Source organism: Microbispora corallina (assembly GCF_016863035.1).
GTDB lineage: Bacteria > Actinomycetota > Actinomycetes > Streptosporangiales > Streptosporangiaceae > Microbispora > Microbispora corallina.
On record NZ_BOOC01000036.1, the window covers coordinates 1 to 17,754 of the forward strand.

Genomic DNA, 17,754 nt, shown 5'->3' on the forward strand with positions numbered 1-17,754 from the left:
ACCGTCGGTCCAGAACGAATAGAAGTAGCCGTTGTTCGTGCCGGTCTGATTGGTGGTGATCGCCGCGTGGGCGACGCCGGGCAGCAGCGCCACGACCGCGGCCAGCGCCACGGCGCAGGCACGGCCGATGAGCAACCCGGCACGGCCGCGTCTGCGGCCCCTCGGGAGAACGGGGACGTCGTTCACGTGCTTCCTCCTCATGCGGGCCTGGTGGGGGATCGCCAGGCGGCGTGAATCGGTTCGACAAGGTCAGGCCCCCGTCGCCGAAAGTATCGGCGCAGTGGCGAAAGTATCGATTCGCCTCCTCTGGGCTGTCAACGAGTCGGAAACGTCCCCGAAACCTCGTGATGATCGATCATTTCTCACGAGAGAGCATCCGACCTGGTCGGCGGCCGGAAGCCTTGACCGGGCGCGCTCGGATCGGTCGGAGAAGGCGCTGGTCGAGTGGTCGGGATCCAGGCCGATGCGGTTGAAATTTTCAGCGATCCGAGAAGTGGGAGAGGCGACACACACGTCTTCCCCTCGGAGGCATGCGCCGTCCCCACCAGGGTGATCGGCGGACGGCATCCGCCACTGTCGCCGGCGTCCTCCCCCAGCCGGTACGGCGGGCAGGCGAACTGCCGATCGCTCAGTGAGTCGCGGGAGCCGGATCGCTTCGCAGCCTGCTGTACATCCAGCCGTCGCGCCACCGACCGGCACGGAACTCCACCGCGCGCAGCACGCCCTCCAGCGTGAAGCCGGCCTTCTCCAGCGACTTCTGTTCGGCGATGTTCTCGGGGTGGGTGGCCGCCTGGATGCGCTCGGCCGGGGTGTGGGTGAACAGGTAGTCGCACAACATCGCCTGAGCGCGCCAGCCGATGCCGCGCCCGCGCCAGTCCGGCAGCAGGGCGATCCCTATCTCCCAGTATCGGGAGACCCCGAACCCCCGCGCCGACCAGCTCACGACGCCCGCGGCCGCGCCGTCGACCTCGACGATGATCCTGCTGTCGTCGTCACCCAGGTAGCCGTCGGCGGCGAAGCGCCGCGCCGGGGCCTGCGCGTCGCGGAACCCCGTCCAGTCCAGGCCGATCAACCCCGGCTCGGTGACGAAACGCCGGAACATGTCGAGGTCGTCCTCCGTCACCGGCCGCAGTCGTATCCCAAGCGCGCTCATCGCGGCACCTCCCCTGGTGATGCGCACGTCCACAAGATCGTCAGTGGCCTGGACCCTACCTCGCCGAGTAGTGCGGCGCGTGACGCCGGGGACCTACTGGCCGAAGGAGAACCGCAGCTGAGCGTTGATCAGGAAGTTGAGCCGGTGGCGCAGATGGCCGATGACGGCCTGGTCTGGAGCTTCTCCAGGCGTCGACAGCGTCCAGCGCAGGGCGCATCCGTTCTCCGCCGGCCGGATGTCGAACCGGATCTCGTCGTCGGGCCTGTCAGGCCACAGCGACGACCAGACCACGAGTTCCGGCTTCACCGCCTGGAGGATGCGAGGGTCGACCTCGTCGGGACGCAGATCGAGCCATGGGCGCCCACCGGGTCGCCGTGGATCGGCCAGACTCTCCCACACCACATGAGGAGGCGGGGGTTGCTTTCGCTCTCGCGAACCCAGCTCGATCACTTCAACAGTCTAAAGACCGGTCCCGCCCGCGCCCGATGGCCAGGTCTGCTCGCCAGGGTTTCGCAATGGCAGGACGCGCAGTGACTCCGTGAACATTTCAGGCCATGACTCGGACGGCGCCCGCGCGGAACCTCCTCCGGCGACGACGTGACCGCGAAAAGACCAAAGCTCATCCCGTACGGAACGGGCGACGGCCGGACAGGCGGCTTCCACACGACGAGCCCGGGTGGACGACCACCACTCGTGAAAGCGCTCTCTCGCACGTACGGTGTCGGGCATGGAGCTAACTGAGATCCGGAGATACCCGGTCAAGTCGGTTTCAGGGTGGGTGATGGATTCGGCGGTCGTGGAGCCATGGGGGCTGGCGGGCGACCGCCGCTGGGCCGTCGTGGACGAGCAGGGGGAACTGCACTGGGCCGGGGAGAACCCCCGGATGCTGTCCGTCGTGGCCAGCGCCACGGACGAGGACGGGCTGCTGCTCGACGCGCCGGGGATGCCCCAGCTGAAGGTGCCCCCGGCCACCGGAGAGAGCGTTCCCGTGGGCTTCGTCGAACTGGACTACGCGACACTCGCGCACCCCGACGCGCACGCCTGGTTCACCCGCCTGCTCGGCAAACCCGCCCGCCTGATCTGGCTCGACGACCCCAACCGCTGCGCCGTCCCGCCCTCGCACGGCGGCCTGCCCGGCGACGTCGTCACCTTCGCCGGGGACGCCCCCATCCTGCTCACCTCCCGTTCCTCGCTGCGGCAACTGGACGACTGGATCTGCCGTGGAACGCCAGGAGGACCCGCCCGCTCCCCTGGACATGGCCAGATTCCGCCCCAACCTCGTGATCGACGGCGCACCCCCGTACGCCGAGGACGACTGGCGCGAGATCCGCATCGGGCCGCTCGCCTTCCGGGTCTCGGAACGCTGCGACCGGTGCGCCGTCCCCACCTACGACCCGGTCACCCTGGAGAAGGGCAAGGAGCCTCTCCGCACCCTCGCCCGCCACCGCCGCTGGGACGGCAGGACCTGGTTCGGCATCCGCCTGATCCCCCGAGGTCGCGGCGAACTGCGACTCGGCGACCCGGTCACCGTCCTGGCCTGAACCGGCCAGCCCTCGCAGGACTCGCCGGACGTTGCGCGAGGTCCGCCAGCACGACGGCAGCGAGACCAGCGTGGGCGCTGCCGTCTGGGCCTACCAGGACGTGAAGTCACCTGGCCGCGGCGGCGGCGACGCGGAACTCGTAGGCCGCCGGCTGGACGCCGTCCTGCCGTCAGACCAGGCGGCTGAAACTTTCCACCTCCACATCCGAGGTTTCCACCTTCTCGGGAGAGACGTCGGCACCGTGAATCCGATCGCGACCTGGGGATTCATCTGCGGGTTCCGGTCCCCGTGCCGTGGCGACGGCAGAGCCTTCACCGGTGCACTGATCGGGTCTGTTGACCGAGATGGCTGCGCTGATAGCTTCCCGATCAGGATGACGATCTGCCTCGAGATCAGCAGCACTCTGGTAACCGGGTTGGCACATTCCATGCGAGGGCAACCCTGGACGTCGGATGTTAACGCTCACATCCTCTCGGGGCAACGACACCGCCGACCGCCACCGCGGTCAGCTCGCACCCCCAGGAGGATCGTTGCGCTCCCCCTCACGCGTACGCAGGAAGGCGTCGCTCGCCGTGATGGCCGCAGCGCTGGTGACGGCGCCGGCATGGGCGGCGCCGGCGTCGGCGGCGTCGTCGTCGTCCTTGGTCAGCGCCGCCTCGGGCCGGTGTCTGGACGTGACGGGAAACACCGACGCGCCGGGCACCGCCCTGGAGATCTGGGACTGCTCCGGGCAGGCCAACCAGGCGTTCGAGTTCACCTCGGCCGGTGAGCTGCGCACGTTCAACGGCACGCGGTGCGTGGACGCCTACGCCGGCGGGACCTCGCCGGGCACGAAGGTGATCATCTGGTCGTGCAACGGGCAGAACAACCAGAAGTGGCGGCAGAACGCCGACGGGTCGGTCACCGGCGTGCAGTCGGGTCTGTGCCTGGACGTGAACGGCAACGGCACGGCCAACGGGACCGCCGTCATCCTGTGGACCTGCAGCGGCCAGGCCAACCAGAAGTGGAGCACCGCCGGAGGCCCCAGCCCGACGCCCACACCGACGCCGAGCCCGTCGCCGCCGCCCGTGTCGCCCAGCCCCTCGCCGTCGCCCAGCCCCTCACCATCGCCCAGCCCCTCACCGTCACCCAGCCCGCCGGCCGACGCGAACTCCCGGCAGAAGGTCGACTTCGACCGGAGCTGGAAGTTCATCCGTTCGGACGTGACGGGCGCCCAGAACGCGGGCTTCGACGACTCGAGATGGGTCCCCGTGGCGCTGCCCCACGACTTCGACGCCCCGTACGACGTGGGCGGCTCCACCGGCGGGCAGAACTTCTACGTGGGTGCGGGCTGGTATCGCAAGCACTTCACCGTTCCCTCGTCGTGGAGCGGCAAGCGCGTCGAACTCGAATCCGAGGGCGCGTTCTCGATCACCGACGTGTGGGTCAACGGAACCAAGATAGGCACGCATCGGGGCGGCTACACCGGATTCGCGTTCGACATCACCAGCGCGATCCGGACCGGCGACAACGTGGTAGCGGTGCGCGTGGACAACCGCTGGCAGCCGGACCTCGCCCCTCGGACGGGCGACCACCAGTTCAGCGGCGGCCTCTACCGCGACGTCTACCTGAACGTCACCGACAACGTCCACGTCACCTGGTACGGCACCTTCGTCACCACCCCCGCGCTCACCAATCCGGCCTGGGACACGAGCAACTCCGCGTACTTCAGGAACATCGACCTGTCGCAGTATCCGAGCGACACCGACCTGCGCGCGAACATCGCCGCCCGCCGTTCCAACGTGAGAGCGCAGACGGAGGTCCGCAACGACGGTTCCTCCGCGGTCGACGTCTACGCACGCCAGGAGGTGCGCAAGCAGGGATCGACCGGCGTGCTGGCGACGTTCGACTCGCCCGTACGGACACTCGGCGCCGCGGCCACGACGACGCTCGACGCGCTGAGCGGATCCCTCTCGAACACCTCCGCCATGCTGCAGAATCTCGACCTCTGGGCGCCGAACAACCCCACGCTCTACACCGTGACCACTTCTCTCGTGGTCGACCGCACTCCGGACGGGGCCGTCAACGACGGCGTCGTCGTCGACAGGTACGACACCACGTTCGGCTTCCGCAGCGCGCAGTGGAAGGTGGACGGCTTCTATCTCAACGGGGTCAAGACGCTGCTCGTCGGGGCGGACGCGCACCAGGACCACGGTGGCTGGAGCAACGCCGTCACCAACTCCGGGTTCGACCGCGACGTCCGCTACATCCGTGAGGCCGGCATGAACTTCATCCGGGGCTCGCACTATCCCCACGACCCGTCCTTCGCGGACGCCACGGACAGGCTCGGCGTCATGCTCTGGTCGGAGGCGACCTTCTGGGCGACCGCGACCGCCGGCAAGGAGCCCACGCCGACCGGCAGCGTCAACGACTACCAGGCGGACGGCTATCCGCAGAAGACGGCCAACCAGGCGGCCTTCGAACAGAGCGCCATGGACACCCTTCGCGACATGATCCGGATCAACCGCAACCACCCCTCGATCATCAGCTGGTCGATGGGCAACGAGGTGTTCTTCACGTCCTCGGCCACCCTGGGCAACGCCAAGGCGCTGGTGAGCAGGATGCGCGACTACTCGCACCAGCTCGATCCGACGCGCAAGGCAGGGCTGGGCGGTGTGCAACGCAACTCGCTCGACCAGCTCTCGGTCTCTGACGTCGCCGGATACAACGGCGACGGCGGGAAGATCACCAACACGTGGATGCCGAACGTCGTCTCGGAGTACGGGTCGTACACCTCCGACCGGCCCGGCACGTACGGCCCGACGTACGGCGACGTCGCGGACCCGTCCGACGGCACCAGGTTCAAGCTCACGACCGGAAGCGCCGGACTGGCCATCTGGGCGGGCTTCGACCACGGCACGATCATGAGCGCCGCCTTCGCCCGCATGGGCATGATCGACTACTACCGCCTGCCGAAGGACCAGTGGTACTGGTACCGGGCCAACAAGTCGAGGTGGACGGGCATCACCAATGTCGCCGACCCCACGCCCGTGGCCCGCGAACAGTCGACGAGCGGCACGGCGACCCGGATGACGCTGGAGGCAGGGAGGTACTCACCGACGACGATCACTGACGACGGCACCACGGACACCCAGCTCGTGGTGACGATGCGGAACTCGTCGGGCGCCTGGGTCAACGACACCCGCGCCGTCACGCTGACGGTCACCGGCGGACCCGGAATCCTGCCCGGCGGCAAGTCGTACACCTTCACGCCGGGTGTCCAGGGCTTCAACGGGAAGATGGCGATAGAGTTCCGTTCCTCCTACGCCGGCACGACCACCATCACGGCGAAGTCGTCGGGGCTGCCCGACGCCACCATCACGATCACGACCACCGACACCGTCGGAGCAGCGGGCGAGACAGAGCCCGCCAACTTCGGCAACTCAGCTCTCTGGGGCTGACCTGCCGCTCACCTGGCCGATTCCCGTTCACCGCGCGTCTGTGTTCAGCGTTACCGGGCAATGTCGTCACATGGCAACGGGCGCGGAGCGGAACGAGCGGGATTGGCTGCTGGTCAGCGTGTCCACGGGTGCCATCGCTTCAATCCGGGTATGTGTAGGCAACTGCGGTAGCTGGGCGCGGTCTGCTGTGTCGAGCGAGGAGCGCGGACGTGGACTACGAAGAGTTCCTCGAAATCGTGAGCCGCCAGACCGGCCTGGACGCCGAGGCCGCTCAGCGCGCCATACAGGCGACACTCGAGACGCTCGCGCGGCGCCTGTCGAAGGGTGAGAGCCGCGACCTGCTCCGGCAACTGCCCGCCGAGCTGAAGCCGTACGTCTACACGGACGAGGCCCCCGAGGCCTTCGACGTCGACGAGTTCCTCCGGCGCGTGGCCGAGCGGGAGCAGGTGGACGTCGAGGAGGCCGAACGGCGCGCGCGAGCCGTCTTCTGGGCGCTGGGCGGTGCCCTGGACGCCAAGGAGGTGGCCGACCTGGCGGCGGACCTGCCGGAGGAATTCGACCCCCTGGTGGCCGAGGCCCAGCGGCGGCACGTCGAGGTCATGCGGTCCTCGGAGTTCCTCAGCAGGGTCGCCAGACGGACCGGCCTCGACGCCGAGGGTGCCGAAAGCGCCACGGCGGCCGTGCTGGAGACGCTCGCGGAGCGCATCGCCGCAGGCGAGGTCAGGGACCTCATCCGCGAACTGCCGGTCCGACTGCACCCACCACTGAGGCGGGGCATCGCCGGTCGCTCCGGCACGGCCACACGGATGGGGCTGGAGGAGTTTCTGCGCCGGGTGGCTGAGCGAGAGGGCGTGTCCCTTGACCAGGCGCGGGAACATGCCGCCGCCGTGTTCGCCACATTGCGCGAGGCCATTACGGACAAGGAGTTCTTCGACGTCACCGTCCAGTTGCCGGACGAGTACCGGGCCCTGCTTCCCCATCCGTGAGCGGGCGACGGCCGGGCCCGCCGTTCCACCTGCTCCATGAACCCCGGCAGGTCCTCGAAACCGCGCCAGTAGCAGGTCACCTCTTCCCGTGGAGGCCCTGACACGTCACAGGCCCGGCGAGGCGGTTCCGGGTGCGGTCACGGCGGTCGTCTCAGACCGTCGTGACCGCGGTTTCGCCCCCGTGCGCAAGGAGTCCGGCCGGAGTGAGAAGGTGTGGGGGACGGCATGCTGGCACAGCCGGCCTCCGGCACCGCTCGGGCCGCAGGCTGCCGGAGGTCTCCGTGGACCTGCGAAACGTTTCGGAACGGGCGCCGCAGGCGTTGCACATCGCGATGGTCGCCCCGCCGTGGTACGACATCCCGCCCAAGGGGTACGGCGGCATCGAGTCGATGACGGCGGATCTCGTCCGCGGGCTGCTCGCCCGCGGGCACCGGGTTACCGTGATCGGCGCGGGCGACGGAGTCGATCGGCGCACGTACAACGAGCCGCCGTCGGCGAGGATCGGAGAGGCGTATCCGGAAGTCGTGCACACTGCCAGGGCGGAGCGCTTCCTGTGTGGGCTGGCGCCCGACGTGGTCCACGACCATTCGCTCGCCGGCCCGTTGTGCGCGTTGGCACGTACGGCTCCCACCGTGGTCACCTGCCATGGCGACGTCCGGGGCGAACTCGGCGCCTACTACCGGGCCCTCGGCACCGCCGTCAACCTCGTGGCCATCTCTTCGTCGCAGCGGGCGAGCGCACCCGACCTCAATTGGGTCGCGCAGGTGCACAATGCCGTGGATGTCGCCACGTTCCCGTTCCGCGCTCGTAAGGAGGAATGGGTCCTGTGGGTGGGCCGACTGCATCCCGACAAGGGTGCTCACCTGGCCATCGAGGCCGCCCGGGCGGCCGGCCGGTCCATCGTCCTGGCGGGCAAGCAGACAGAGGGAATCGAACAGGCGTACTTCCGGGAGCACGTCATGCCGCTGCTCGGCCGGGCGGCGCGGTACGTGGGCGAGGCTGACGCCGCACTGAAGCGTGACCTGCTGTCCCGGGCTCGTTGCCTGGTGTTCCCGGTGCAGTGGGAGGAGCCGTTCGGCATGGTCATGATCGAGGCCATGGCCTGCGGCACACCGGTGGTGGCACTGAGCAGGGGCGCGGTTCCCGAGGTCGTCCTGGACGGGGTGACGGGCAGCGTCCGTCACGATGTCGGGCAGCTTGCGGTCGCCATCGAGGAGGCAGGGAGACTGGAGCCGGCGGCCGTGCGCGCCTACGCGCTGCAACGCTTCGACGTCTCGGTGATGACCGAGGCCTACGAACGCGTGTACCAGCAGGTCTTCGCGCCGATACATGACCCGGGCCGTCCGGCGGGACGGGAAGGGTGAACTCGTGAAGCCACGACGCCTGACCGAACCAAGTACGGAGTTGCTTCGCACCTGGCGCTCCCCCTGGGCGACTGCCACTGCTCATGCGAGGCAGGAAGGGTGGTGCGAGGGAACGGCAGGCGGGATCCTGGGGTGGGGGACGAAATCCCGTCGGGGTGTTCACGAGCCCACGGGGGATACGCGTCATAGGGATTGTTCTCGCTGGTAGAGCCCTGACGCCCACCAACGTCGAAGGTGGCGTGGATTCCGGTTCTCCCGCCCGGGCCGATGCGCATCGGCGGCGGAGCGAGTGGTCTTCACGAGCTGGAACAGCCGAGGGGGTTGGTCCCGTGAACGTCCCGAGAACAGCAGGGTCCCACAAGGTGGTGCTGGCCACCTACAGCAGCTACGACGCGGCCCAGCACGCGGTGGACGTCCTGGCCCGCCACGACTTCCCGATCGAACACGTCACCATCGTGGGCTGCGATCTGCGGTGGGAGGAGAAGGTGCTCGGGCGATGGGGCTTCGGCAGGGCGCTCCTCACCGGCGCGGGTACCGGCGGCTGGATCGGCCTTCTCATCGGCGTGATATTCGCGATCTTCAGCCCGTGGGCCGGATGGGCCATCGGCTCCTCGATCGTGCTCGGGCTGATCTTCGGCCTCGTCTGGGGTGCGATCAGTCACGTGGTGCAGCACCGGGCGTTCGCCTCGATGCCTGCGGTCGTCGCCGACCACTACGACATCCTCGTCGACCCCGAGTTCGCCGACGAGGCCCGGCGCGTGCTCACGGACGCTCGTGAGACCGCTGCGCTCAGGTGAGCGCGCCAGGAGGGGGATGAGGACATGGCCAAGGCGGTGGGCATCGACCTCGGCACGACGAACTCGGTCATCGCGACCACGGAGGACGCGCATCCAACGGTCGTCCCGAACGCCGAGGGGTCGCGCACGACTCCCTCGGTGGTGGCCTTCACGGACCAGGGTGAGGTGCTGGTGGGCCAGATGGCCAGACGCCAGGCGATCCTCAACCCGAAGGGCACGATCTATTCGGCCAAGCGCTTCATCGGGCGCAAGTTCGACGAGGTACAGAGCGAGATCAAGGCGGTCTCGTTCGACGTCGTGCCGGGCCCGGACGGCGCCGTGCGGTTCAAGGTGCGCGACAAGCTGTACGCGCCGGAGGAGATCTCCGCCTTCGTCCTGCGCAAACTGGCCTCGGACGCCGGGAAGTTCCTGGGCGAGAAGGTCAACGAGGCCGTCATCACGGTGCCCGCGTACTTCAACGACGCCCAGCGGCAGGCCACCAAGGACGCCGGCAAGATCGCCGGCTTGGAGGTCCTGCGCATCATCAACGAGCCCACCGCCGCGGCCCTGGCCTACGGGCTCGACAAGAAGGGCAACGAGACGGTCCTGGTGTTCGACCTGGGCGGCGGCACGTTCGACGTGAGCATCCTGGACATCGGCGAGGGCGTGATCGAGGTGCGGGCCACCTCGGGCGACACGCACCTGGGCGGCGACGACTTCGACCGGCGCATCGTGGACTACCTGGCCGACGAGTTCCAGCGCGACCAGGGGATCGACCTGCGGCGCGATCCGCAGGCCCTCCAGCGGCTGTTCGAGGCCGCGGAGAAGGCCAAGGTGGAGCTGTCGGCGGTCACGCAGACGCAGATCAGCCTGCCGTTCATCACGGCTGACGCGACCGGCCCCAAGCACCTCAACACCACGCTGATGCGCTCGACATTCGAGGAGATCACCCACGACCTGCTCGAACGCTGCCGGGGTCCGGTGGAGCAGGCCATGGCCGACGCGAAGCTGACGACGAACGACCTCGACGAGGTGATCCTCGTCGGCGGCTCCACCCGCATGCCGGCCGTGCAGCAACTCGTGCGGCGGCTGACGGGCAAGGAACCGAACATGACGGTCAACCCGGACGAGGTCGTGGCCGTCGGCGCGGCCGTCCAGGCCGCCATCATCAAGGGTGAGCTGAAGGACGTCGTGCTGCTCGACGTCACTCCTCTGTCGCTCGGCGTCGAGACGCTCGGCGGCGTGATGACGAAGATCATTGACAGGAACACCACGATCCCGGCCCGCCGCACGGAGACGTTCAGCACGGCGGACGACAACCAGTCGGCCGTGGACGTGGTCATCCTGCAGGGCGAGCGCGAGCGGGCCGCCGACAACCGGGTGCTCGGCCGGTTCCGGCTGGAGAACATCCGGCCCGCGCCGCGCGGGGTGCCGCAGATCGAGGTCACCACCGACATCGACGCCAACGGCATTCTGAACGTCTCCGCCAAGGACAAGGACACCGGCGCCGAGCAGCGGATCACGATCAGCGAGAGCTCCAACCTGGACAAGAGCGAAATCGACCGGATGGTCGCCGACGCGGAGCGGCACCGCACCGAGGACGCGCAGCTTCGCGCCGCGATCGACGCGCGCAACGAGCTTGACTCGGTCGCCCACCAGGTGGAACGCCGGCTCTCGGAGCTGGGCGAGGCCGTCCCGGTGCACGAGAAGGCGCGGGCCGAGCAGCTGATCATGGAGGCGCGTCAGGCGGTCAAGGAAGAGGCGCCCATCGACCGGCTGCGCAGCCTGACCGCGGAGCTGCAGCAGGTCTATCACGGCCTCGGGGTGGCGGCGTCCGCCGCCCAGACCCAGGAGCCGGCTCAGGCCGGGTCCGGCCAGGCCGCCGCCGGCCCCTCGGACGAGGACGTCATCGACGCCGAGTTCACCAGCCCCGAATAGCCCGTGACATGACATGACCGAGCAAAATGAGACACCACCTCCGGAGCCCCGGCAGGACGTCGAGGAGTCCGTTGCGGAGAAGCTCGCCGAGCTGGAGGACCGGTGGCTGCGGGCCGTCGCCGAGCTCGACAACCTCCGCAAGCGTGTCGCGCGCGACTTGGACCGGCAGCGGATCGACGAGCGCACGCGGGTCGCGGCGGAGTGGCTGCCGGTGGTCGACAACCTGGAACTCGCGCTCAAGCACGCCGGCGCCGACGCCGACGCGGTGATCGAGGGGGTTCGGGCCGTCCGCGACCAGGCGGTCGGCGTGCTCGCGCACCTCGGCTTCCCTCGCAGAGACGACGTGGGGACGCGGTTCGACCCCGCCAGGCACGAGGCGGTCAGCACGGTCGCCGTTCCGGACGCCGACCCCGGCACCGTCGTCGAGGTCGTACGGCCCGGCTACGGCGACGGCGCGCTGCAACTACGCCCGGCCTCCGTCGTCGTCTCCACGAAGGCCGACGAGTGATGGCGGAGCGCGACTTCTACGAGATCCTGGGCGTGCCGAGAACGGCGGACCAGGACGAGATCCAGCGGGCCTACCGGAAGCTGGCCCGCACCTACCATCCGGACGTCAACAAGGCCCCGGACGCCGAGGACCGTTTCAAGGAGGTCTCGGAGGCGTACGAGGTGCTGTCGGACCCCGAGACGCGGCGGCGGTACGACGCGTTCGGGCCGGACTTCCGCCGCGTGCCCGAGGGCGTGGACCCGGCGGCGTACGCCCGTGCCCGCGCCGGAGCGGGCGCCGGCGCGGGGCGGGGCTGGGCGGGGCCGGGGCCCGCCTGGGCGCGCGGACCGGGCGGGGAGGAGATTCATTTCACCACCGGCGAGGGTTTCGAGGGCATCGACCTCGAAGACCTGTTCGGCGGCGTCTTCGGCGGGCGGGGACGCCGTGCGGCCGGCCGTGGCTGGGGTCCGGTGCCGGGCGCCGATCAGGAGGCCGAGCTGCCGCTCACGGTGGAGGAGGCCTACCGCGGCGGACGGCGGACCATCACGATTCCCGGCCCGGGAGGCGGGCGCACCCTCCAGGTGAACATACCCGCAGGGGTCACCGACGGCCAGCGGATCCGGCTCGCGGGCCAGGGCGGCGCGGGCACCGACGGCGCGCGGGCAGGGGACCTGTACCTGGTCGCGCGAATCACCGATCACCCGCGCTACCGGCTGGAGGGGCGCGACATCCACGTCCGCCTCCCGCTGACGCCGTCGGAGGCCGCGCTGGGGGCGACCATCGCGGTCGACACGCCCGGCGGGGAGGCGAAGGTGAAGGTGCCGCCGGGCACCTCGTCCGGGCGCCGTCTGCGCCTGCGCGGTCAGGGCATGCCCAACCCGCGAGGCAGGCCCGGAGACCTGCTGGCCGAGGCCCGGATCATGGTGCCGCCCAGGCTCGGTGACGAGGAGCGCCGTCTGTACGAGCAACTGGCCAGGATCTCGGCTTTCAACCCGAGGAGTCCGTCATGACGTATCCGCTCATCCGGCTCGCCCACGTGGACATCGGGCACCTGGACCTGGAGTCCTTCTCCCAGGCCACGGGACTGCACCCCGAGCTGGTGCGCCGCCTGGTGGCGCTGGGGTTGATCGACGCCTGGACGGACTCCTCGGGCGGCCTGCGCTTCCCGACCGCCCAGGTCGTCGCCGCGGGCCGCCTCCAGCGCCTGCACGCGGGGCTCGCCGTCAACTACGCCTCTCTCGGTGTCGTGACCGACCTCCTGGACCGCATCGCGGAGCTGGAGGCGGCTCTGCGTACCCGCACGAGAAGGACCGGAGACAGATCGTGGACCTGAACCGTCTCACGCAGAAGTCGCAGGAGGCCCTGCACGACGCCCAGACCGCGGCGCTCCGCTTCGGCCACACCGAGGTCGACGGGGAGCACCTGCTGCTCGCGCTGATCCGGCAGCCCGACGGGCTCGTCCCGCGCCTGCTGTCGGTCGCCGGCGGCGATCCGGACAAGCTCCAGCTCGAACTGGAGCACGAGCTGGAGCGGCGGCCCCGCGCCACCGGTCCCGGCGCCGCCCCCGGCCAGGTCTACGTCACCCAGCGGCTGTCCCAGCTGTTCGACGCCGCCGAGCGGGAGGCCGGCCGGCTGAAGGACGAGTACGTGTCGGTCGAGCACCTGCTGCTCGCGCTGCTGGACGAAGGTGCGGACAGCGCGGCCGGCCGGCTGCTCAAGGGGCACGGGCTGACCCGCGAGCGTTTCCTGTCCGTGCTGACGCAGGTGCGCGGGAACCAGCGGGTGACCTCCGCCAACCCGGAGGTCGCCTACGAGGCACTGGAGAAGTACGGGCGCGACCTCGTCGCCGCGGCGCGGGCGGACAAGCTCGACCCGGTCATCGGGCGGGACGGCGAGATCCGCCGGGTCGTGCAGATCCTGTCCCGCAAGAGCAAGAACAATCCCGTCCTGATCGGCGACCCGGGCGTGGGCAAGACGGCGATCGTGGAGGGCCTCGCGCAGCGCATCGCGCGCGGCGACGTGCCGGAGGGACTGAAGGACAAGACGATCTTCAGCCTCGACATGGGCGCGCTGGTCGCCGGAGCGAAGTACCGCGGCGAGTTCGAGGAGCGCCTGAAGGCCGTGCTGACGGAGGTGACGGCGTCCGAGGGCCGGATCCTGCTGTTCGTCGACGAGGTGCACACGGTGGTCGGCGCGGGCGCCGCCGAGGGGGCGATGGACGCCGGCAACATGCTGAAGCCCATGCTGGCCCGCGGCGAGCTGCACCTGATCGGCGCGACGACCGTGACGGAGTACCGCAAGCACATCGAGAAGGACGCCGCGCTGGAGCGCCGCTTCCAGCCCGTCTTCGTCGACGAGCCGTCGGTCGAGGACTCGATCTCCATCCTGCGCGGGCTGCGCGAGCGGCTGGAGGTCTTCCACGGCGTGAAGATCCAGGACGGCGCGATCGTCGCCGCGGTGGTGCTGAGCCACCGCTACATCTCCGACCGCTTCCTCCCGGACAAGGCCATCGACCTGGTCGACGAGGCGTGCGCCATGCTGCGTACGGAGATCGACTCGATGCCCGCCGAGCTGGACGAGCTGACCCGCCGGGTGAGGCGGCTGGAGATCGAGGAGGCGGCGCTCGCCAAGGAGGACGACCCGGCGAGCCGGGAGCGCCTGGAGACCCTGCGCAAGGAGCTGGCCGACCTGCGAGCCGAGGCGGACGCCATGCGGGCCCAGTGGGAGGCCGAGCGGCACGCCCTGCGCAAGGTGCAGCAGCTGCGCGAGGAGATCGAGAGCGTACGCCGGGAGGCCGAGCAGGCCGAGCGCATGTACGACCTGAACCGCGCCGCCGAGCTGCGGCACGGGAGGCTTCCTGAGCTGGAGCGGAAGCTGCGGGCGGCGGAGGAGCAGCTGGAGTCCAAGCAGGGCGGGCAGCGGCTGCTGCGTGAGGTGGTGACCGAGGAGGAGATCGCGGGCATCGTGTCGCGGTGGACCGGCATCCCGGTCAGCCGCCTGCAGGAGGGCGAGCGGGAGAAGCTGCTGCGGCTGGACGAGATCCTGCACCAGCGCGTGATCGGCCAGGACGAGGCCGTGCAGGCGGTGGCCGACGCGATCATCCGGGCGCGGTCGGGGATCAAGGACCCCCGCCGGCCCATCGGCTCGTTCATCTTCCTCGGCCCCACCGGAGTCGGGAAGACCGAGCTGGCCAAGGCCCTGGCCGAGGCGCTGTTCGACACCGAGGACAACATCGTCCGCGTCGACATGAGCGAGTACCAGGAGCGCCACACGGTCAGCCGCCTGGTCGGAGCGCCTCCCGGGTACGTCGGCTACGAGGAGGGCGGCCAGCTCACCGAGGCGGTGCGGCGCAAGCCGTACTCGGTGGTGCTCTTCGACGAGATCGAGAAGGCACACACGGACGTGTTCAACACGCTGCTGCAGGTGCTGGACGACGGGCGGCTCACCGACGCCCAGGGCCGTACCACCGACTTCCGCAACACCGTGATCATCATGACGTCCAACATCGGCTCGCACTACCTGACCGAGAAGGCGGCGCCTTCGGGCGAGATCGACCCGGAGGTGCGCGAGATGGTCATGGCGGAGCTGCGCGCCCGGTTCCGTCCCGAGTTCCTCAACCGCATCGACGACATCGTGCTGTTCAAGCCGCTCACCGAGACCGAGATCGAGCAGATCGTCAAGCTGATGTTCAACGACATCAGGGCGCGGCTCGCCGAACGCCGGATGAAGCTGGAGATCAGCCCGGAGGCGGTCCGCTGCATCGCCGAGCGCGGCTTCGACCCGATCTACGGAGCCCGCCCGCTGCGCCGCTACATCGCCCGCGAGGTGGAGACCCGGGTGGCGCGAGCACTGGTCGCCGGCGACGTCCGCGACGGCGCGACCATCCGGGTGGGACTGTCCGGCGGCGAGATCGTCGTCACGTACGACAACCCGGAGGGCTGACCGATGCCGCCGAAGGTCGTGGAGTCCAGCGTCGTGAAGTGCCCGCACTGCGGCCGGAACAACCGCGTACCCAAGGCGGGGACGGGAGCGCCGCGCTGCGGCGAGTGCCACGAGTCGCTGCCCTGGGTGGTGGACGCGGGGGACGAGGACTTCGCCGAGGTCGCCGAGGCGGCGCGGATTCCGGTCGTCGTCGACTTCTGGGCGTCCTGGTGCGGACCGTGCCGCATGGTGAGCCCGGCACTCCAGCAGGTCGCCACCGAGCTGGCCGGGCAGATCAAGCTGGTGAAGGTGAACATCGACGAGGCGCCTGAGACGTCGCGGCGCTTCGGCGTGCAGGCCGTTCCGACGCTCGTCGTCCTGCGGCTGGGGCGCGTCGTCGCCCAACGGGCCGGCGCCGCCCCGGCACCCGCGTTACGGGAATGGGTCCGCGATGCGCTGGCCGGATGAGCTCACCGAGTCGCCCGACCTGCAGGGCGCCTACCCCCGGCTGAGCGACACGCAGATGCGGACGCTGGCCGCGCACGGCGAGCGTCGCCCGGCTCACCGGGACGACGTGCTGTTCGCGGAGGGCGACCCGTGCGCCGCCTTCTTCGTCGTACTGAGCGGCAAGGTGGCGACCGTCAAGGGGTACGGAGTCGACGATCAGGTGATCAGGGTCCACGGCGCGGGCCGGTTCCTGGGCGAGCTCAACGTGCTCACCGGCCAGGCCAGCTTCGTCACCGGTGTGGTGGCGGAGGACGGCGAGGTGCTCGACGTACCCGTGGACGAGCTCCGCCGACTGGTCGCCGACGATGAGATCCTGGGCGATCTCGTCATGCGCGCCTACCTCATCCGCCGCTCGATGCTCATCGGGCTGGGGGCCGGTTTCCGGATCGTGGGCTCCCGCTACTCGCAGGACTGCCGTCGGCTGCGGGAGTTCGCGGCGCGCAACCGGCTGCCGCATCGGTGGATCGACCTGGAACAGGACGCCGAGGTCGAGCGCTTCCTGTCGCGGATGGGCATCACCCCGGCGGAGACGCCGGTCGTGATCTGGCGCGGCGAGCTGGTGCTGCGCAACCCCACCAACGCGGAGCTGGCCAGGGCGATCGGCCTCCCGGCGCCCAGCGCGCGCGAGACGGTGTGCGACCTGCTCATCGTCGGAGCCGGGCCGGCCGGCCTGGCCGCCGCGGTCTACGGCGCCTCCGAGGGGCTCGCCACGGTCGTCCTCGACAGCGTCGCCCTGGGCGGCCAGGCGGGCACTTCGTCGCGGATCGAGAACTACCTGGGCTTTCCCGCCGGGATCTCCGGTGGCGAGCTGGCCGAGCGGGCGATGATCCAGGCCCGCAAGTTCGGCGCGGAGCTCAGCGTCCCGGCGGAGGCGTGCGCCCTGCGAGAGCACGAGGGCTATCACCTCGTCACCCTGAAGGAGGGCACGACGGTTCACGCGCGCACGCTGCTCATCGTGACAGGCGTTCGCTACCGGAGGCTCGACGTGCCGGACCTGGAGAGGTTCGAGGGGATCAGCGTTCACTACGCGGCCACCGAGTTCGAGGCGCAGATGTGCAGCCGGGACCCGGTCGTCGTCGTGGGCGGGGGCAACTCGGCCGGCCAGGCCGCGCTGTTCCTCGCCCGGCAGGTCGCCTCTGTCCGCCTGCTCGTACGCGACGGCGAGCTGACCAGGAACATGTCCCGGTACCTGGCGGTCGAGATCGAACAACACCCCGGCATTCAAGTGATGCTGAACACCCAGGTCCGGCGGCTGGCCGGGCGGGAAACGCTCGAGGCGGTCGTCGTCGAGAACAACGTCACCGGGGAGCAGTCCACCGTCGAGGCACGCGCGATGTTCGTCTTCATCGGTGCGGAACCGTACACCCGGTGGCTGGCCGACGAGATCGCGCTCGACTCCCAGGGATACATCCTGACCGGGCTGGACGCCGCCCGTTCCGGCAGGAAGGGCGTGCTGGACTCCACGGGCCGGCCGTTTCCGCTGGAGACCAGCAGGGCGGGTGTGTTCGCGGCCGGCGACGTGCGGCACGGATCGATCAAGCGGGTCGCGTCGGCCGTCGGCGAGGGCGCGATGGCCGTGCGCCTCGTGCACGAGCACCTCAGGTGAGGGGCTGAGTCGTCGACGCGGGGAGGAAGGGGACT

Annotated in this window: 15 protein-coding genes and 2 pseudogenes; 13 read left to right on the forward strand and 4 right to left on the reverse strand. The window is 69.9% G+C overall.

The features are described 5' to 3' along the window. The 3 genes and pseudogenes from Mco01_RS30560 to Mco01_RS30570 all read right to left on the reverse strand — a co-directional run. Positions 1-186: pseudogene (locus tag Mco01_RS30560) on the reverse strand (glycoside hydrolase family 11 protein); the annotation flags it as partial. Positions 187-628: 442 nt separating this feature from the next. Continuing rightward, on the reverse strand, positions 629-1,153 hold the full coding sequence (locus Mco01_RS30565) for a GNAT family N-acetyltransferase (protein ID WP_204060332.1): 525 nt from the start codon (positions 1,151-1,153) through the stop codon (positions 629-631). Positions 1,154-1,246: 93 nt separating this feature from the next. Beyond that, on the reverse strand, positions 1,247-1,459 hold the full coding sequence (locus Mco01_RS30570; protein ID WP_204060333.1) for a hypothetical protein: 213 nt from the start codon (positions 1,457-1,459) through the stop codon (positions 1,247-1,249). A 421-nt stretch (positions 1,460-1,880) separates the two neighbouring features. Here Mco01_RS30570 and Mco01_RS40305 point away from each other — a divergent pair. Together Mco01_RS40305 and Mco01_RS30580 are read left to right on the forward strand one after the other, a co-directional pair. Next, a pseudogene (locus Mco01_RS40305) lies at positions 1,881-2,210 on the forward strand (MOSC N-terminal beta barrel domain-containing protein); the annotation flags it as partial. Between the two features lie 163 nt (positions 2,211-2,373). Continuing rightward, entirely contained in the window at positions 2,374-2,694 is a 321-nt protein-coding gene (locus tag Mco01_RS30580) for an MOSC domain-containing protein (RefSeq protein WP_204060334.1), read from the forward strand. 505 nt (positions 2,695-3,199) lie between these two features. Here Mco01_RS30580 and Mco01_RS39355 read toward each other — a convergent pair. Next, the gene (locus Mco01_RS39355; RefSeq protein WP_239104034.1) at positions 3,200-3,382 is read right to left on the reverse strand and encodes a hypothetical protein; all 183 of its coding nucleotides are present in this window, start codon (positions 3,380-3,382) and stop codon (positions 3,200-3,202) included. On the opposite strand from Mco01_RS39355, the gene Mco01_RS30585 reads away from it, so the two are divergent. The 11 genes from Mco01_RS30585 (at position 3,336) to Mco01_RS30635 (ending at position 17,719) form a co-directional block, all read left to right on the forward strand. Beyond that, positions 3,336-6,134 (forward strand): ricin-type beta-trefoil lectin domain protein, encoded by a 2,799-nt coding sequence (locus Mco01_RS30585; RefSeq protein WP_239104029.1) that lies wholly within the window; start codon positions 3,336-3,338, stop codon positions 6,132-6,134. The two genes, Mco01_RS39355 and Mco01_RS30585, sit on opposite strands and share 47 nt — an antisense overlap. Positions 6,135-6,343: 209 nt before the next feature. Further along, complete coding sequence (locus tag Mco01_RS30590; RefSeq protein ID WP_204060336.1) at positions 6,344-7,120, forward strand: DUF2267 domain-containing protein; 777 nt, start codon at positions 6,344-6,346, stop codon at positions 7,118-7,120. Between the two features lie 281 nt (positions 7,121-7,401). Beyond that, positions 7,402-8,484 carry a glycosyltransferase family 4 protein gene (locus Mco01_RS30595; protein WP_275410616.1) on the forward strand — a complete coding sequence of 361 codons (1,083 nt, stop codon included), beginning with the start codon at positions 7,402-7,404 and terminating at the stop codon, positions 8,482-8,484. A 329-nt stretch (positions 8,485-8,813) separates the two neighbouring features. Then, positions 8,814-9,281: a general stress protein gene (locus Mco01_RS30600; RefSeq protein ID WP_204060337.1), complete on the forward strand. Its 468-nt coding sequence runs from the start codon at positions 8,814-8,816 to the stop codon at positions 9,279-9,281. A gap of 24 nt (positions 9,282-9,305) precedes the next feature. Beyond that, positions 9,306-11,198 (forward strand): molecular chaperone DnaK, encoded by a 1,893-nt coding sequence (dnaK, locus tag Mco01_RS30605; RefSeq protein WP_204060338.1) that lies wholly within the window; start codon positions 9,306-9,308, stop codon positions 11,196-11,198. A gap of 13 nt (positions 11,199-11,211) precedes the next feature. After that, a complete protein-coding gene (locus Mco01_RS30610) occupies positions 11,212-11,706 on the forward strand; it encodes a nucleotide exchange factor GrpE (RefSeq protein WP_204060339.1) in 495 nt (164 codons plus the stop codon). After that, complete coding sequence (locus Mco01_RS30615) at positions 11,706-12,695, forward strand: DnaJ C-terminal domain-containing protein (RefSeq protein ID WP_204060340.1); 990 nt, start codon at positions 11,706-11,708, stop codon at positions 12,693-12,695. The genes Mco01_RS30610 and Mco01_RS30615 overlap by 1 nt, the downstream gene beginning before the upstream one ends. After that, positions 12,692-13,018, forward strand: a complete 327-nt coding sequence (locus tag Mco01_RS30620; protein WP_204060341.1) for a chaperone modulator CbpM — start codon at positions 12,692-12,694, stop codon at positions 13,016-13,018. Before Mco01_RS30615 ends, Mco01_RS30620 begins: the two co-directional genes overlap by 4 nt. Continuing rightward, positions 13,009-15,627: an ATP-dependent chaperone ClpB gene (gene clpB, locus Mco01_RS30625; protein WP_204060342.1), complete on the forward strand. Its 2,619-nt coding sequence runs from the start codon at positions 13,009-13,011 to the stop codon at positions 15,625-15,627. The genes Mco01_RS30620 and clpB overlap by 10 nt, the downstream gene beginning before the upstream one ends. A gap of 3 nt (positions 15,628-15,630) precedes the next feature. Continuing rightward, positions 15,631-16,074, forward strand: a complete 444-nt coding sequence (trxA, locus tag Mco01_RS30630; RefSeq protein ID WP_239104015.1) for a thioredoxin — start codon at positions 15,631-15,633, stop codon at positions 16,072-16,074. Then, on the forward strand, positions 16,058-17,719 hold the full coding sequence (locus Mco01_RS30635) for an FAD-dependent oxidoreductase (RefSeq protein WP_204060343.1): 1,662 nt from the start codon (positions 16,058-16,060) through the stop codon (positions 17,717-17,719). Before trxA ends, Mco01_RS30635 begins: the two co-directional genes overlap by 17 nt. The last annotated feature ends 35 nt before the right edge of the window (positions 17,720-17,754 follow it).

Coding starts and splice junctions, on each gene's coding strand:
- Mco01_RS30610 (WP_204060339.1), top strand. CDS start 11,212: ATGACCGAGCAAAATGAGACACCACCTCCGGAGCCCCGGCAGGACGTC.
- Mco01_RS30615 (WP_204060340.1), top strand. CDS start 11,706: ATGGCGGAGCGCGACTTCTACGAGATCCTGGGCGTGCCGAGAACGGCG.
- Mco01_RS30565 (WP_204060332.1), bottom strand. CDS start 1,153: ATGAGCGCGCTTGGGATACGACTGCGGCCGGTGACGGAGGACGACCTC.
- Mco01_RS30635 (WP_204060343.1), top strand. CDS start 16,058: ATGCGCTGGCCGGATGAGCTCACCGAGTCGCCCGACCTGCAGGGCGCC.
- Mco01_RS30620 (WP_204060341.1), top strand. CDS start 12,692: ATGACGTATCCGCTCATCCGGCTCGCCCACGTGGACATCGGGCACCTG.
- trxA (WP_239104015.1), top strand. CDS start 15,631: ATGCCGCCGAAGGTCGTGGAGTCCAGCGTCGTGAAGTGCCCGCACTGC.
- dnaK (WP_204060338.1), top strand. CDS start 9,306: ATGGCCAAGGCGGTGGGCATCGACCTCGGCACGACGAACTCGGTCATC.